The 14,105-nt window shown below is 41.6% G+C and carries 14 protein-coding genes and 1 pseudogene; all 15 read right to left on the reverse strand.

Features of this window, described 5'->3' with window-relative positions; genetic code table 11:
* Positions 1–71: 71 nt before the first annotated feature.
* Entirely contained in the window at positions 72–1,046 is a 975-nt protein-coding gene (locus IAR63_RS18310) for a DUF4351 domain-containing protein (protein WP_187706473.1), read from the reverse strand.
* A 320-nt stretch (positions 1,047–1,366) separates the two neighbouring features.
* Entirely contained in the window at positions 1,367–1,621 is a 255-nt protein-coding gene (locus IAR63_RS02555) for a DUF4351 domain-containing protein (protein WP_187706474.1), read from the reverse strand.
* A gap of 122 nt (positions 1,622–1,743) precedes the next feature.
* Positions 1,744–2,391 (reverse strand): hypothetical protein, encoded by a 648-nt coding sequence (locus IAR63_RS02560; RefSeq protein ID WP_328701220.1) that lies wholly within the window; start codon positions 2,389–2,391, stop codon positions 1,744–1,746.
* Positions 2,360–2,563, reverse strand: a complete 204-nt coding sequence (locus IAR63_RS18315) for a type II toxin-antitoxin system HicB family antitoxin (RefSeq protein ID WP_235678334.1) — start codon at positions 2,561–2,563, stop codon at positions 2,360–2,362. The genes IAR63_RS02560 and IAR63_RS18315 overlap by 32 nt, the downstream gene beginning before the upstream one ends.
* Before the next feature lie 525 nt (positions 2,564–3,088).
* Complete coding sequence (locus IAR63_RS02570) at positions 3,089–3,241, reverse strand: DUF4351 domain-containing protein (protein WP_235678410.1); 153 nt, start codon at positions 3,239–3,241, stop codon at positions 3,089–3,091.
* Positions 3,207–3,284: a hypothetical protein gene (locus tag IAR63_RS18325; protein WP_328701258.1), complete on the reverse strand. Its 78-nt coding sequence runs from the start codon at positions 3,282–3,284 to the stop codon at positions 3,207–3,209. The genes IAR63_RS02570 and IAR63_RS18325 overlap by 35 nt, the downstream gene beginning before the upstream one ends.
* Positions 3,285–3,363: 79 nt before the next feature.
* Positions 3,364–3,981: a hypothetical protein gene (locus IAR63_RS02575; protein ID WP_187706475.1), complete on the reverse strand. Its 618-nt coding sequence runs from the start codon at positions 3,979–3,981 to the stop codon at positions 3,364–3,366.
* A gap of 203 nt (positions 3,982–4,184) precedes the next feature.
* A complete protein-coding gene (locus tag IAR63_RS02580; protein WP_187706476.1) occupies positions 4,185–5,177 on the reverse strand; it encodes a Uma2 family endonuclease in 993 nt (330 codons plus the stop codon).
* 377 nt (positions 5,178–5,554) lie between these two features.
* On the reverse strand, positions 5,555–7,108 hold the full coding sequence (locus IAR63_RS02585) for an ATP-binding protein (RefSeq protein WP_187706477.1): 1,554 nt from the start codon (positions 7,106–7,108) through the stop codon (positions 5,555–5,557).
* A 400-nt stretch (positions 7,109–7,508) separates the two neighbouring features.
* Positions 7,509–8,459, reverse strand: a complete 951-nt coding sequence (locus IAR63_RS02590) for a Uma2 family endonuclease (RefSeq protein ID WP_187706478.1) — start codon at positions 8,457–8,459, stop codon at positions 7,509–7,511.
* Positions 8,460–8,799: 340 nt separating this feature from the next.
* Positions 8,800–10,353 carry an ATP-binding protein gene (locus tag IAR63_RS02595; protein ID WP_187706479.1) on the reverse strand — a complete coding sequence of 518 codons (1,554 nt, stop codon included), beginning with the start codon at positions 10,351–10,353 and terminating at the stop codon, positions 8,800–8,802.
* Between the two features lie 400 nt (positions 10,354–10,753).
* Positions 10,754–10,924, reverse strand: a complete 171-nt coding sequence (locus IAR63_RS18330) for a hypothetical protein (RefSeq protein WP_235678335.1) — start codon at positions 10,922–10,924, stop codon at positions 10,754–10,756.
* A gap of 13 nt (positions 10,925–10,937) precedes the next feature.
* Positions 10,938–11,132: a hypothetical protein gene (locus IAR63_RS18335; RefSeq protein ID WP_235678336.1), complete on the reverse strand. Its 195-nt coding sequence runs from the start codon at positions 11,130–11,132 to the stop codon at positions 10,938–10,940.
* A gap of 340 nt (positions 11,133–11,472) precedes the next feature.
* Complete coding sequence (locus IAR63_RS02605) at positions 11,473–13,026, reverse strand: ATP-binding protein (RefSeq protein ID WP_187706480.1); 1,554 nt, start codon at positions 13,024–13,026, stop codon at positions 11,473–11,475.
* A gap of 127 nt (positions 13,027–13,153) precedes the next feature.
* A pseudogene (locus IAR63_RS02610) lies at positions 13,154–14,002 on the reverse strand (RNA-guided endonuclease InsQ/TnpB family protein); the annotation flags it as partial.
* Between the last annotated feature and the right edge of the window lie 103 nt (positions 14,003–14,105).

The following is a 14,105-nucleotide window of genomic DNA, read 5'->3' on the forward strand; positions in this document are numbered from 1 at the left end:
GAAGCACTCTCTATGGGCGATTGCGAAGCACTCGCACTTGCGAGATCGCCCGTTGTAGACATTGTGAACGATTACACATCCAGTTGATTGCCATTTTGGATATCAACTTGTGGTTTTAGATCATTGGATTTTTCTGCGTCTTTTAACCATGCTTCTAAATCAGAAATCTGTCTAAAATCCAGTAAAGATTCACCCATTGCTTCTAATTGCTCTAATGATAGTCTGTTTATCCTTTCCACCAGAGGTAACTCAATTCCATCAAACTTGTGATTCAGCAACAGTAATATTATCTTTCGCTGTCCTTCTTGTCTTCCTTCTTGTCTTCCACGTTGTTCTCCTCGAAGTTCGCCTTCCTGAAGACCTTTCTGAAGACCTTTCTGAAGACCTTCCTTAAGAATTTCGTTGTACCAGGGCGATTCCCGTAATACCGTCATGTCCCACCTCATCATTTGTTGCACTAAAGGGATATCAAATACAAAGCTAGCAAAAAAAGACAACAACGGCTCCAAATCCCCCAACACTTCATTCTTGCGAAGACTGAGTAGAGCCTGACGGAGATTTACCTCACTATTACCCCCCTTCAAAATTGGGACAAACGGTAGCAAGGAAGACAGATTTTGCTCAAACACCGTCTCCGCCTCAATCTCCCACAAATTAATCACCCGATAGTCCTGATAGGCCCTACAGCCCATAATTTCCGACTGATAATGGCTGGGAATTATCTCCGTCGACCCAGGTTGAAGAATATTGACGACTACTGGATAGACTAGTAGCCCATACTTTTCCTCTACTAGAGCAGCGTAAGCTCGCATCCGTCGGGGCATCTTAGCATCATGGCGCAGTTGTAGCTCATTCAGCAGAATAAAATCGCCACACTCAGGACTATGGGCCTTGAGCAAAACATCACTTTCTCGCTCGATCCATTGAAGTTCACTGTTAATAATTTCCTGAACTTTGATGGTTTTATCCCCCGTGACCCAACGCCCCCAAGCCTGTGGACTAAGTCCAATTAAACGTTTACCGCCAATATCTGATTTTTTTGCCATAAACAATCACACAGATGGTCTTCGTTCTTTCCTCTCAAAACTTTCTTGTGTCACCCATTAAGCGATCGCAGTTTATTTTAAACTCGTATTTGGTACACAAGAATATGGTGCTTAATTTACATTTCTTTGCAAGGCTGATGGCTTATTACACATAGGGCGAGCTGGTTTCTACACCACCCAACATTTGTTTCAAATTAAAAGGGCGATTGCACATTTCAAAGATTCAGATCATTCATTCATCGCACGGTGTAACAGAGCTGGCATCCGTAGTCTTTGTTTGTCACCCCATGTCTAGGAACAAGGCCCGATTCATCACAAGACTATGCCAACTGCGCCAAAAACCTATCCAAGTCGGCCATCCTGTCCAAATCCCACAATGCCGCTTCCAATTCATCCAAGGCGGTGATCGACAAGGCGCGGATTTTTTGTTCTTGTTCCGCCGACAAACTGCCGAAATCTCGGGTTATTTGATCCACAAGCTCGTCTTTAGCTATTTCATAGTAGCCTTCATTCAACATTGCCCTTGCCAGGGTAAAACGAGTTACAGTACCAGTAGGGGGATCGAAAACAAGCATGGTGTAAACCTCTTGTTTAGCTTATATTTTATTTGGATACGAGGCAATTAATTACCCCGTGCCACAATAGTATCAGATTTGTTGCATAAGTCAAGGGGATATAGCTGTGAATTCACATTTCTTTACAAACCTGATGGCTTATTACACATTGATTGTGGGGACATCATCTGCGTCAGTTTTGCCAAAATTGAGTTAATTGGGGGTAGTGGATATTCATTAAGATCTATAGTTACGGTTTGCTCCTGTAATTTGAGAAATCGCCACACTGTGCCAGTGGTTACGACACCATAAACGCAACTGATGGTACTGTTGCGCTCTGTATTAAACTTCCAAGCGGCAACCATTTCAGCAATACACTGCCCTAATCCCCCTTTGAGATTTTCCTTTTTCGCTTCCACCACCATTGTCACGGGAGCGGTAACATACAACTGCTCGGCGGATTGGCTCAAAATGTAATCACAAACCCCATTTAAACCTAAATCGGCATCAACGTTAAATTCTTCCCCAGAAAAAAAGCTAATACTGGGTAAGGTTTCTTTGATTGCCAACAAAACAGGGCAAATAATTAATTCAGAACGGGCTTTTTCGGTATTCAGCGCAATGGCGAGTTGTAAATTTTTAGTAATAAATTCCTCAAGATAAGGACTGAGGGTGACAGTTTGAGTTGCATTGAGAAATGCCCCACTTTCAATCAAGGTGAGTCCAAAATCTTCCACAACTTTAGGGATTGTAAACTGGCTATATGGCATATAATATTCTTGTAAATGCATGACTACCTTTTTGCCGATCGAGATGAAAGCCTAATTTTTCAATCACCTTAAAACTGTCTCCTTGAGAATGACAGCCTTTGAGAATCGGGCAAAAGGCATAATAGCAATAGCCTCCATGTTCTTCCTTTTCGAGAATGACGGTGTAATTGTAAATTTGTTTGCTGTTGTTCATATATATTTTTTACTTGAACTGGTTTGATCTTATCTTCTCTGTACCAGGGCGATTCCCGTAATACCGTCATGTCCCACCTCATCATTTGTTGCACTAAAGGGATATCAAATACAAAGCTAGCAAAAAAAGACAACAACGGCTCCAAATCCCCCAACACTTCATTCTTGCGAAGACTGAGTAGAGCCTGACGGAGATTTACCTCACTATTACCCCCCTTCAAAATTGGGACAAACGGTAGCAAAGAAGACAAATTTTGCTCAAACACCGTCTCCGCCTCAATTGGGAGCTCGCCAAGGAATGAACCGTGATTGTTTGAATTAACCCGCGCCTGGAGACTGTCTGTGGGGGAGACCGGGAATCAATTCCCGGTCTCAAAGCTCAAGTCGGTTGAAAACCGACTGGTTTTGCTGTGGGTGATTATGGTGTATGTGAATTTGTTTCAAATTAAAAGGGCGATTAGGAAGCAATCTCTATCGGTGATTGCGAAGCACTCGCGAGATCGCCTGTTGTAGACATTGTGACCGATTACACATCTAGTTGATTGCCATTTTGCATATCAACTTGTGGTTTTAGATCCTTGGATTTTTGTGAATCTTTTAACCATGCTTCTAAATCAGAAATCTGTCTAAAGTCCAGTAAAGATTCAGCCAGTGCTTCTAATGGCGATCGCCATTCTATAATCCTGGTCGTGAGCAACTATACCATCCTTCGTGTAAATAATCCATTCTCCACGATATTGTTTTAGTTTTCGGTAATTTGGCTTACGCCATTCTAGGGACGACTTACTTAGTTTGGTCTTTTCACGCCAAGTTACTTAATACTTGATTAACACTTTCAGAAAAAATAAAATCAATTACTCCCATTAATTCTAGTAAGTTTTCTAAAACATAATATTTGATATTTTTAGTAAAAATATTGTTCTGTAATTGTCCAAATTCCCAAAGTTTACCATTAGAAACAACACCAAATATTTTATGTTGTTGATTATTGTTTAGTTTTTGTGCTGCAATTAATTCAGCTAAACATTGTCCCCAGCCTTCATCAAAGTTATCTTTTTTGGCTTCAACTAAAATTAAGTAGGGTTGATCTAATATCACTTTTCCTCTAGGAGAACGTTGAGCAATAATATAATCAGGTGTTCCTGATAACTTTTCATCATAATTTAAGGACTGATGACTCCAAAGTAACAATTTATCTTTGTATTTGAGCCAAATTTCTACTAAAATTGGAGAAATAATATTTTCACATATAGCATATTCTGAATTAAATACTACTCCCTCTTTGAGTATTAATTGTAATCGCTCAATGAAGTAAGGACTAATTTTAGAGACATTTTCTTTGATAAAAGTTTCCTCTTGGTATATCAGAGGAAACTCATTTAAAACATCTGCAATACTTTTATAGTTATTAAAGGACATTATTCACCTTGCGCAACTAAATAATTTAGATTTCCTAATGGTAGCATTATTCTGAGATTTATTTTAAATCAAGAGGGCGATTGCTTTGCAATCGCCAAGCAATTACCCGTTACAGGGAAACTTTCATGCACGGTTTTGAAGACCAACGGGGTTGGTGACAACCTAGTTGAGCTTAATCCGACTAGCTTTTGTGGTGGCGGATTTTATTCATCCAAACTTACACCCAGAGCTGCCAATTTTTCAGCTAATTTGTCCGCCCGTAGTTTTTCCTGTTCTGCTCGTAGTTTTTCCTGTTCTGCTCGTAGTTTCTCCTGTTCTGCTCGTTGCTTTTCCTGTTCTGCTCGTTGCTTTTCCTGTTCTGCTCGTAGTTTTTCCTGTTCTGCTCGTAGTTTTTCCTGTTCTGCTCGTAGTTTCTCCTGTTCTGCTCGCAGTTTTTCCTGTTCTGCTCGTAGTTTTTCCTGTTCTGCTGTTTCAGCTAAAGTAGGTATCCAATCACCATCTTCATTATACCAACGTAGCCATAAACCTTCTGTACCTTGATATTTTCCTGACCAAACTCCTACCCCCAATTTTAGCTCAGGAAACCAGAATTTTGACTCTGTCAGTTCCACCGCTTGATATTTTATTCCCAATAGTTGGAATACTCGCAGTTGATTTTCATATCTGTCGAAAATGATATAGTAAGGTGAGCGCAAATACTGCTCATAAGTTTGCCATTTTGTTGGGGGTTTATTGGCACTTCTTAATGTTTTTCCTAAATCTTCCGCTTCTGTACCTGGTGATAATAATTCCACTATTAAAAATGGAGCGAATCCTTCTTGCCAAATTACATAACTCAACCGCATATCTTGCTGGGTTTCAGAAGCGGGTGCGCCTAATACTAAAAACCAATCTGGCCTTTTATACCATGAGAAATGATGCACATCATAGTACAAGTTTAAATCTGTACCAATAAACATTTCCTCTCGGGGATAAACTGAAGATTGGCAAGTTTCACGCAATAATTGGGGTTGAAAGTCATGAAATTCGTCTGGCAAACCTGGTTCCTCCGGATTTTCACTGGGTAAGTCATACATGGTGGGCAAGGTTTCCCAGGGTGGACGGGGATGAATTGTAGAGTTTAATTCTTCATCAATATCCTTACTGGGTAAATCCGTGGGTATGGTTTTTAGTGGAGGTGCTTCACTTTGATACATGATTCATTGTCTCCTTGTTTAGAACTTTTGTGTAGACTTTGTATGTATGGTCTCTACAAAATTTCTATGGTTGTTATCAACACTATACTGTATTATACCATAGGTTGGGTTAAGAAAACCCAACATCATTATTCAAGGTGGTTTTATGGGGAGCGATTGCGAAGCACTCGCTACACGAGCTCGCAAAGCACTCCCTATGGGAGCTCTCTATGGGATTAACCATAATTGGTTGAATTAACCCACACCTGGAGACTGTCCGTGGGGGAGACAGGGAATTCATTCCCTGTCTCAAAGCCTAAGTCGGTTGAAAACCGACTGGTTTTGTCGTAGATGATTTATAGGTTGGATTAAGAAAATCAAATATGGTTTATCTTAATTTATTGCCAATCCGCTTGAATGAGGTTACGTTTACTGCGACTGAAAACTAACCCCACTTCATGAACGGTTTTTCCTGGTTCTCCTCTATACTTTTGCGCATAGTTACATTCCCGTATTTGTTTTAGTGCTAGGTTCTCTTTTATATTCTCTCCATCTACTACTTTGATTTCTATGACGTAAATATGATCACCCAGGATGGCTGTCATGTCCGCTTGACCATAGTTGGTGATATCTTCGGGAATGATGCGCGCATTTAAGGAACTTAAAAAGGCATATAGCACAGAAGCGTAGTATCCCTCGAAATTAGCCAGACCGTTTTTGGTGAAGTTCCGCCAGGGAATCCCTGCAAATAGACGCTTTACTGCTTTCACTGTGGATTCTATATCTCCACTACACATATACTCATATAATCTATCTTGGATAGCACTTTTTTCATTTACTATTTCCGTATACGCGTTGATAAAATGGTCATTTAATGTCAGACGAACTTCCATGTTGGGTATTTTTAGAGCAAACATGGAGCGATGGCGACGGATAAAGGTGTGATCAATGGTCAAATACCCTGATTGGAACAACAGGGTGACTGGGTTGATCCTTTCTAATTCAAAGGACTCCAGGATCTCCTCGGTTACCTCTAAATGCTCTAAGTTGGGGAGGAAGTAGCAGTTGGCTTGAAATAATTTAACCAGGAAAGTCGGGTTCCCCGTTTCAAACCAGTAGTTGTGAAATATCTTGCCCTTATCGATAAACATGAGGATATCGTAGGGGTTATAAACGCTCTCGGCACCTGTCCAGTTATAACCATTATACCAGGACCGTACTGCTTCTCGATCTGCTCCTGCAAGATGTTCTCCGAAGGATTCGGTCAGGTCGGTTTCGGTGTAACCGCAGATGGAGGAGTATCTGGTATCAATGGTGATATCCGTGAGTTGGTTTAAACCGCTAAAAAGGCTGACTTTGGAGAATTTGGTCACTCCGGTCATGAAGACGAACTGCAGGTTGGCATCCTGTTGCTTGAGGACGGAGTATAGGTTTTTGAGTCCCTCTCTCATTTCCGCAGCAATAGGTGGATTGTCGATGTTGTCCAGGATGGGTTTGTCGTATTCATCCACTAGCACCACAGCGCGCTCTCCATATTTGGCCATGGCTTTACGAATCAGAGTTCCTAATTTTCCCGGTATATCCGTTGACTCGTAGGACACGTCTAGATGCTCTGCGTTTTCGTGCAAAATATCCAGTATGCGCAGATCCAGTTCTTGTCGGTTCTTTAATACCCCACCAGCAAAATCTATTTTAATCACGGGGAATTTTCTGCTCCAGTCCCACTGGTCATGAATATAAAGCCCCTCAAATAATTTCTGATTCCCTTCAAAAATCTCCTTGAGGGTATCTATAAACAGACTTTTACCGAAACGTCGGGGACGAGATAGAAAGAAGCGTCCAGGAATGCGTATCAGACGGTGAGCTATTTCGGTTTTGTCCACATAGACACAATTGTTTTCCCGCAGCATACTCAGGGTGTTGATTCCCAGGGGGAGATTTTTGGAGTTCATACTAATGAATATGTGCTTATTATTTTATCCTAGTTTATCTCTAGTTCAATCACCGGAGTTATTTATATGAATTTATTTTAAATCAAAAAGGCGATCGGGAAGGATTCCCTATGGGCGATTGCGAAGCACTCCCTATGGGATCTCTCTATGGGATTAACCATAATTGGTTGAATTAATCCACACCTGGAGACTGTCTGTGGGGGAGACCCTGTCTCAAAGCGAAAGTCGGTTTTTAACCGACTGGTTTTGTCGTAGATGATTTGTAGGTTGGATTAAGAAAATCAAATATGGTTTATCTTAATTTATTGCCAATCCGCTTGAATGAGGTTATATTTACTGCTACTGAATACCAAGCCCACTTCATGAACGGTTTTCCCTCTAGCTTTTGTGGTGGCGGATTTTATTCATCCAAACTTACACCCAGAGCTGCCAATTTTTCAGCTAATTTGTCCGCTCGCTGCTTTTCCTGTTCTGCTCGTTGCTTTTCCTGTTCTGCTCGCTGCTTTTCCTGTTCTGCTCGCTGCTTTTCCTGTTCTGCTCGCTGCTTTTCCTGTTCTGCTCGTTGCTTTTCCTGTTCTGCTCGTTGCTTTTCCTGTTCTGCTCGCAGTTTTTCCTGTTCTGCTGTTTCAGCTAAAGTAGCTATCCAATCACCATCTTCATTATACCAACGTAGCCATAAACCTTCTGTACCTTGATATTTTCCTGACCAAACTCCCAACCCCAATTTTAGCTCAGGAAACCAGAATTTTGGCTCTGTCAGTTCCACCGCTTGATATTTTATTCCCAATAGTTGGAATACTCGCAGTTGATTTTCATATCTATCGAAAATGATATAGTAAGGTGAGCGCAAGTACTGCTCATAAGTTTGCCATTTTGTTGGGGGTTTATTAGCGCTTCTTAATGTTTTTCCTAAATCTTCCGCTTCTGTACCTGGTGATAATAATTCCACTATTAAAAATGGAGCAAATCCTTCTTGCCAAATTACGTAACTCAACCGCATATCTTGCTGAGTTTGAGAAGCAGGTGCGCCTAATACTAAAAACCAATCTGGTCTTTTATACCATGAGAAATGATGCACATCATAGTACAAGTTTAAATCTGTACCAATAAACATTTCCTCTCGAGGATAAACTGAAGATTGGCAAGTTTCACGCAATAATTGGGGTTGAAAGTCATGAAATTCGTCTGGCAAACCTGGTTCCTCCGGATTTTCACTAGGTAAGTCATACATGGTGGGCAAGGTTTCCCAGGGTGGACGGGGATGAATTGTGGGGTTTAATTCTTCGTCAATATCCTTACTGGGTAAATCAGTGGGTATGTTTTTTAGCGGAGGTGCTTCACTTTGATACATGATTCATTGTCTCCTTGTTTAGAACTTTTGTGTAGACTTTGTATGTATGGTCTCTACAAAATTTCTATGGTCTTTATCAACATTATACTGTATTATACCATAGGTTGGGTTAAGAAAACCCAACATCATTATTCAAGGTGGTTTTATGGGGAGCGATTGCGAAGCACTCCCTATGGGATTAACCATAATTGGTTGAATTAACCCACACCTGGAGACTGTCCGTGGGGGAGACAGGGAATTCATTCCCTGTCTCAAAGCCTAAGTCGGTTTTCAACCGACTTGTTCTGTCGTAGATGATTTGTAGGTTGGATTAAGAAAACCTAATATGGTTTATCTTACTTTATTCCCAATCCGCTTGAATGAGGTTACGTTTGCTGCGACTGAAAACCAACCCTACTTCATGAACGGTTTTTCCTGGTTCTCCTCTATACTTTTGTGCATAGTTACATTCCCGTATTTGTTTTAGGGCTAGGTTCTCTTTTACGTTCTCCCCATCTACTACTTTGATTTCTATGACGTAAATATGATTACCCAGGATGGCTGTTATGTCCGCTTGACCGTAATTGGTGATATCTTCGGGAATGATGCGCGCATTTAAGGAACTCAAGAAAGCATATAGCACAGAAGCGTAGTATCCCTCGAAATTAGCCAGGTCATTTTTGGTGAAGTTCCGCCAAGGGATAGAAGCAAACAGGCGTCTTACTGTGTCGATAAATCCATTAACATCGCCTTCGAATAAGTTTTCATACAAGGGTCTCTGAATACCCAATTTCTCTTCAACGAAGTCGGTGTAGGCGTTGACTAATTGGTCCCCTAGGGCGACTTTTACCTCCCGGTTGGGGATTTTCAGTCGGAACATGTAACGTTCCATGGCCGTAAAGGTGCTCTCAATGGTCAAATACCCTGATTGAAATAACAAGGTAACTGGGTTGATCCGTTCTACTTCAAAGGACTCCAGGATCTCCTCGGTTACCTCCAAATGCTCTAGGTTGGGGAGGAAGTAGCACTTGGCTTGGAATAGCTTGACTAGAAAGCTCGGACTACCTGTCTCAAACCAGTAGTTGTGAAATATCTTGCCCTTATCGATAAACATGAGGATGTCGTAGGGGTTATAAACGCTCTCGGCACCTGTCCAGTTATAACCATTATACCAGGACCGTACTGCTTCTCGATCTGCTCCTGCAAGATGTTCTCCGAAGGATTCGGTCAGGTCGGTTTCGGTGTAACCGCAGATGGAGGAGTATCTGGTATCAATGGTGATATCCGTGAGTTGGTTTAAACCGCTAAAAAGGCTGACTTTGGAGAATTTGGTCACTCCGGTCATGAAGACGAACTGCAGGTTGGCATCCTGTTGCTTGAGGACGGAGTATAGGTTTTTGAGTCCCTCTCTCATTTCCGCAGCAATAGGTGGATTGTCGATGTTGTCCAGGATGGGTTTGTCGTATTCATCCACTAGCACCACAGCGCGCTCTCCATATTTGGCCATGGCTTTACGAATCAGAGTTCCTAATTTTCCCGGTATATCCGTTGACTCGTAGGACACGTCTAGATGCTCTGCGTTTTCGTGCAAAATATCCAGTATGCGCAGATCCAGTTCTTGTCGGTTCTTTAATACCCCACCAGCAAAATCTATTTTAATCACGGGGAATTTTCTGCTCCAGTCCCACTGGTCATGGATATAAAGCCCCTCAAATAATTTCTGATTCCCTTCAAAAATCTCCTTGAGGGTATCTATAAACAGACTTTTACCGAAACGTCGGGGACGAGATAGAAAGAAGCGTCCAGGAATGCGTATCAGACGGTGAGCTATTTCGGTTTTGTCCACATAGACACAATTGTTTTCCCGCAGCATACTCAGGGTGTTGATTCCCAGGGGGAGATTTTTGGAGTTCATACTAATGAATATGTGCTTATTATTTTATCCTAGTTTATCTCTAGTTCAATCACCGGAGTTATTTATATGAATTTATTTTAAATCAAAAAGGCGATCGGGAAGGATTCCCTATGGGCGATTGCGAAGCACTCCCTATGGGATCTCTCTATGGGATTAACCATAATTGGTTGAATTAATCCACACCTGGAGACTGTCTGTGGGGGAGACCCTGTCTCAAAGCGAAAGTCGGTTTTTAACCGACTGGTTTTGTCGTAGATGATTTGTAGGTTGGATTAAGAAAATCAAATATGGTTTATCTTAATTTATTGCCAATCCGCTTGAATGAGGTTATATTTACTGCTACTGAATACCAAGCCCACTTCATGAACGGTTTTCCCTCTAGCTTTTGTGGTGGCGGATTTTATTCATCCAAACTTACACCCAGAGCTGCCAATTTTTCAGCTAATTTGTCCGCTCGTTGCTTTTCCTGTTCTGCTGTTTCAGCTAAAGTAGCTATCCAATCACCATCTTCATTATACCAACGTAGCCATAAACCTTCTGTACCTTGATATTTTCCTGACCAAACTCCCAACCCCAATTTTAGCTCAGGAAACCAGAATTTTGGCTCTGTCAGTTGGCAAACCTGGTTCCTCCGGATTTTCACTAGGTAAGTCATACATGGTGGGCAAGGTTTCCCAGGGTGGACGGGGATGAATTGTGGGGTTTAATTCTTCGTCAATATCCTTACTGGGTAAATCAGTGGGTATGTTTTTTAGCGGAGGTGCTTCACTTTGATACATGATTCATTGTCTCCTTGTTTAGAACTTTTGTGTAGACTTTGTATGTATGGTCTCTACAAAATTTCTATGGTCTTTATCAACATTATACTGTATTATACCATAGGTTGGGTTAAGAAAACCCAACATCATTATTCAAGGTGGTTTTATGGGGAGCGATTGCGAAGCACTCCCTATGGGATTAACCATAATTGGTTGAATTAACCCACACCTGGAGACTGTCCGTGGGGGAGACAGGGAATTCATTCCCTGTCTCAAAGCCTAAGTCGGTTTTCAACCGACTTGTTCTGTCGTAGATGATTTGTAGGTTGGATTAAGAAAACCCAATATAGTTTATCTTAATTTATTCCCAATCCGCTTGAATGAGGTTACGTTTGCTGCGACTGAAAACCAACCCTACTTCATGAACGGTTTTTCCTGGTTCTCCTCTATACTTTTGTGCATAGTTACATTCCCGTATTTGTTTTAGGGCTAGGTTCTCTTTTACGTTCTCCCCACCTACTACTTTGATTTCTATGACGTAAATATGATTACCCAGGATGGCTGTTATGTCCGCTTGACCGTAATTGGTGATATCTTCGGGAATGATGCGCGCATTTAAGGAACTCAAGAAAGCATATAGCACAGAAGCGTAGTATCCCTCGAAATTAGCCAGGTCATTTTTGGTGAAGTTCCGCCAAGGGATAGAAGCAAACAGGCGTCTTACTGTGTCGATAAATCCATTAACATCGCCTTCGAATAAGTTTTCATACAAGGGTCTCTGAATACCCAATTTCTCTTCAACGAAGTCGGTGTAGGCGTTGACTAATTGGTCCCCTAGGGCGACTTTTACCTCCCGGTTGGGGATTTTCAGTCGGAACATGTAACGTTCCATGGCCGTAAAGGTGCTCTCAATGGTCAAATACCCTGATTGAAATAACAAGGTAACTGGGTTGATCCGTTCTACTTCAAAGGACTCCAGGATCTCCTCGGTTACCTCCAAATGCTCTAGGTTGGGGAGGAAGTAGCACTTGGCTTGGAATAGCTTGACTAGAAAGCTCGGACTACCTGTCTCAAACCAGTAGTTGTGAAATATCTTGCCCTTATCGATAAACATGAGGATGTCGTAGGGGTTGTAGACGCTCTCGGAACCTGTCCAGTTATAACCATTATACCAGGACCGTACTGCTTCTCGATCTGCTCCTGCAAGATGTTCTCCGAAGGATTCGGTCAGGTCGGTTTCGGTGTAACCGCAGATGGAGGAGTATCTGGTATCAATGGTGATATCCGTGAGTTGGTTTAAACCGCTAAAAAGGCTGACTTTGGAGAATTTGGTCACTCCGGTCATGAAGACGAACTGCAGGTTGGCATCCTGTTGCTTGAGGACGGAGTATAGGTTTTTGAGTCCCTCTCTCATTTCCGCAGCAATAGGTGGATTGTCGATGTTGTCCAGGATGGGTTTGTCGTATTCATCCACTAGCACCACAGCGCGCTCTCCATATTTGGCCATGGCTTTACGAATCAGAGTTCCTAATTTTCCCGGTATATCCGTTGACTCGTAGGACACGTCTAGATGCTCTGCGTTTTCGTGCAAAATATCCAGTATGCGCAGATCCAGTTCTTGTCGGTTTTTTAATACCCCACCAGCAAAATCTATTTTAATCACGGGGAATTTTCTGCTCCAGTCCCACTGGTCATGGATATAAAGCCCCTCAAATAATTTCTGATTCCCTTCAAAAATCTCCTTGAGGGTATCTATAAATAGACTTTTACCAAAACGCCGGGGACGAGATAGAAAGAAGGCTCCAGGCTGTTTTATCAACTGGAGGGCAAGTCGTGTTTTGTCCACATAAATACAGTTGCTACCGCGTAGTTTATCTAGGGTGTTGATCCCCAGGGGTAGATTTTTGGGGTTCATACTAATTAATATCTGCTTATTATCTTATCCTAGTTTATCTCTAATTCAAGAGGGCGATTGCGAAGCACTCGCTACGCGAGCTCGCGAACCATTCCCTATGGGCGATTGCGAAGCACTCTCTATGGGATTAACCATAATTGGTTGAATTAACCCACACCTGGAGACTGTCCGTGGGGGAGACAGGGAATTCATTCCCTGTCTCAAACGGAGATTTCTGAAGAGTCCATAAACGAACTTTCTGAGGCTGGCTTAAACAGCCTCTACTGATTCCGCTAAGATCAATTCCTAGCATCACCGCTACTTTTTTCAAAATATTAGCAGCACCATTACAGTCCGCATTAATTTTGAACCCATCAGAAGTTTCATATACTCCACGACTAACTCGTTTCCCGCTTGCTTCCCACCCTTCGGGTTTTTCACCGAATTTAGGTATATTGTCGCAATCAAAAAACGATGATTGAGAAGTGTATGATTCTTCTGTTTCAATAAAATCTATTCCGTATTGTTTACATAATTGAGCAATACGGTCTTTTAATCTTGCTGTGGGAATTTGGACAAACTTCTGATTGTTTTTAGACCCCAAATCAATACTATCTTTTTGTCCTTTATTCCATCCAAAAACAATAGCACCAATCTTATTTTCAATACAGTGGTTAACGACTATTCTTGCAGTTTTGTTAACTGCATCACGCATTTGTCGGTTTCTTTTTTCGGTAATAGCAGCTAATCTGTTAGACCAAAAACCCTGCGGTTTATCACTTTTAAGTTTAGCTACTGATTTGTTGTACCACTGATTTAAACTTTTTAAATGAAGTCCATCAACAATAAATGATGTTCCCAGATTAGAAACACAAGTTAACCAGTTATTTAACCCGTGGTCAATCCCTAAAACATTATTTCTGTCAACATCAGATTTTATTTCATCTACCTGATAGACAAATTCTGCATAAAATTGTCTATTTCTAGGTAAAATCCTCGCTCTTGAGGTTGCTCCAGACCCACAAGTGTTGAATCCTGCAATAAAACTTTACAATCTTTGCGTTTTACCCAGGTAAAATCCATTGTCTATTGAGAATAGA

The sequence above is a fragment of the Cylindrospermopsis curvispora GIHE-G1 genome (assembly GCF_014489415.1).
GTDB classification, from domain to species: Bacteria; Cyanobacteriota; Cyanobacteriia; order Cyanobacteriales; family Nostocaceae; genus Raphidiopsis; species Raphidiopsis curvispora_A.

Excerpts from the sequence above, each read along its gene's own strand:
- IAR63_RS18310 (WP_187706473.1), bottom strand. The coding sequence starts at position 1,046 with ATGGCAAAAAAATCAGATATTGGCGGTAAACGTTTAATTGGACTTAGT.
- IAR63_RS02555 (WP_187706474.1), bottom strand. The coding sequence starts at position 1,621 with ATGCTTGTTTTCGATCCCCCTACTGGTACTGTAACTCGTTTTACCCTG.
- IAR63_RS02560 (WP_328701220.1), bottom strand. The coding sequence starts at position 2,391 with ATGCATTTACAAGAATATTATATGCCATATAGCCAGTTTACAATCCCT.
- IAR63_RS18315 (WP_235678334.1), bottom strand. The coding sequence starts at position 2,563 with ATGAACAACAGCAAACAAATTTACAATTACACCGTCATTCTCGAAAAG.
- IAR63_RS02575 (WP_187706475.1), bottom strand. The coding sequence starts at position 3,981 with ATGTCCTTTAATAACTATAAAAGTATTGCAGATGTTTTAAATGAGTTT.
- IAR63_RS02580 (WP_187706476.1), bottom strand. The coding sequence starts at position 5,177 with ATGTATCAAAGTGAAGCACCTCCACTAAAAACCATACCCACGGATTTA.
- IAR63_RS02585 (WP_187706477.1), bottom strand. The coding sequence starts at position 7,108 with ATGAACTCCAAAAATCTCCCCCTGGGAATCAACACCCTGAGTATGCTG.
- IAR63_RS02590 (WP_187706478.1), bottom strand. The coding sequence starts at position 8,459 with ATGTATCAAAGTGAAGCACCTCCGCTAAAAAACATACCCACTGATTTA.
- IAR63_RS02595 (WP_187706479.1), bottom strand. The coding sequence starts at position 10,353 with ATGAACTCCAAAAATCTCCCCCTGGGAATCAACACCCTGAGTATGCTG.
- IAR63_RS18335 (WP_235678336.1), bottom strand. The coding sequence starts at position 11,132 with ATGTATCAAAGTGAAGCACCTCCGCTAAAAAACATACCCACTGATTTA.
- IAR63_RS02605 (WP_187706480.1), bottom strand. The coding sequence starts at position 13,026 with ATGAACCCCAAAAATCTACCCCTGGGGATCAACACCCTAGATAAACTA.